Source organism: Rhodoblastus sp. (genome assembly GCF_041915505.1).
Taxonomy (GTDB): domain Bacteria; phylum Pseudomonadota; class Alphaproteobacteria; order Rhizobiales; family Beijerinckiaceae; genus Rhodoblastus.
The window spans coordinates 1-1,833 of the sequence record NZ_JAYSBG010000502.1 but is presented as its reverse complement, the minus strand read 5'-3'; the positions used below and the strand labels follow the sequence as shown (position 1 = coordinate 1,833).

General features: G+C 62.3%; 2 protein-coding genes and 1 pseudogene. All 3 read left to right on the top strand.

Going from position 1 to position 1,833, the window contains the following annotated elements; genetic code table 11:
- Positions 1–232: pseudogene (locus ACE3S9_RS19175) on the top strand (phosphopantetheine adenylyltransferase); the annotation flags it as partial.
- Positions 233–274: 42 nt separating this feature from the next.
- Complete coding sequence (locus tag ACE3S9_RS19170) at positions 275–832, top strand: peptidylprolyl isomerase (RefSeq protein ID WP_374548075.1); 558 nt, start codon at positions 275–277, stop codon at positions 830–832.
- 153 nt (positions 833–985) lie between these two features.
- Positions 986–1,441 (top strand): peptidylprolyl isomerase, encoded by a 456-nt coding sequence (locus ACE3S9_RS19165; protein WP_374548074.1) that lies wholly within the window; start codon positions 986–988, stop codon positions 1,439–1,441.
- The last annotated feature ends 392 nt before the right edge of the window (positions 1,442–1,833 follow it).

The following is a 1,833-nucleotide window of genomic DNA, read 5'->3' as shown; positions in this document are numbered from 1 at the left end:
CATCATCATTCGCGGCCTGCGCGACGGCTCCGATCTCGATTATGAAATGTCGATGGCCGGCATGAACGGGGTGATGGCCCCGGAAGTGCAGACGGTTTTCCTTCCCGCCGGCCTCAATGTACGCCATATAACGGCGACCCTGGTTCGTCAGATCGCTCTGATGGGCGGGGACGTCTCGGCCTTCGCGCCGCCGCTCGTCGTCGAGGCTTTGCGGAGCAAGGCGCGAAAGTGAACCGCCGCAGAAAGGCGGCGGCGAGAAACTGAAGGAGGAAGCATGTCCGATTTTTCCGCGCGGCCGTTCAGCCGTCGCCAATTTGCCGCCATGGCGCTGGGCGCGGCGGGCGTTCTGGGCGCCGCAGGCGCCGCGCGCGCAGGGGATGATCCGTCCAACCTGCTCTATATGCAGCTCAAGGACGGCACTGTGGTCATCCGCCTGCGTCCCGATCTCGCGCCGAAACATGTCGAGCAGATCAAGACGCTGGTGAAGCGCGGCTTCTATGACGGCATCGTGTTCCATCGCGTCATCGACGGCTTCATGGCGCAGACCGGCGATCCGACCGGCACCGGCATGGGCGGCTCCGACCTGCCTAATATTCCGGCGGAATTCTCAAAGGCGCCCTTCGTGCGCGGCACGCTCGGTATGGCCCGTTCGCAATCGCCGAATTCGGCCAATTCGCAATTCTTCATCTGCTTCGCGCCGTCGCCTTTCCTCGACGGGCAATATACGGTCTGGGGCGAAGTGGTCTCCGGCATGGAGTTTGTCGACAAGATCAAGCGCGGCGAGCCGCCGCAGAATCCCGACAAGATCATCAGCATGAAACTCGGCGCGTAACTTTTGAGTTTTGCCCTGCCCGCGACCTGTCGCGGGCAGGGCGCCCCTCGCATCAAGCCATAGCCCGTCGCGAGACGGGCGTCCAAGACGCCCTATGGTCGCATTCGCTCCTGGCCTGCGGCGCCGCAACCTCACTCAACGCAGGAAAAGCTCATGTCCGACGAAGGCAATCTGTTAACGCTGGAAACCACCAAAGGTCCGGTGGTGATCCGCATGCGGCCCGATCTCGCGCCCAACCATGTCGCCCATATCAAGAAACTGGTCGGCGAAGGTTTCTATGACGGCGTTGTGTTCCACCGCGTGATCGAGGGCTTCATGGCCCAGACCGGCTGCCCGCACGGCACCGGCACCGGCGGTTCGAAATATCCGAACCTCAAGGCCGAGTTCAACACCGCGCCGCATGTGCGCGGCACGGCTTCGATGGCCCGCGCGCAGAATCCGGATTCGGCCAATTCGCAATTCTTCATCTGCTTCGACGACGCCCGCTTCCTCGACCGCCAATATACGGTCTGGGGCGAGGTGATCTCCGGCATGGAGAATGTCGACAAGATCAAGCGCGGCGAACCGGTGCGCGATCCGGACAAGATCGTCTCCGCCAAAATCAGCTGAACGAAGGTTCGGCGACCGGGGCCCGAGCGGCCCCGGTTTCGTTTCGGGGCGGCGTTCACGCCCGGTTCAGCCGCGCGGGCCGAGAAAGAAGGGCTTTCGCAGGATTTTCGTCTCGGGTTTTCACAATGAAATGCGGTTGCTCCGCATTGACGGGAACGAAAAAATTGGAAAGCTTGGCCTTGATCCCGCGCCGTTTGTCGCGGGCTGTCTGCTGGGGAGCACGTCCATGTCCATCCGTTCCGCTTTCATGCTCGCGGGCGCTGTCGCCCTTATTGGCCTGGGGTCCGCGCAAGCGGAAGAATCGGCGATGAAGCAATGCGCCGACAAATGGCAGGCCGCCAAGGCCGCCAACACCACCGGCGGCCTCACTTATCTGCAATTTTCCTCGAAAT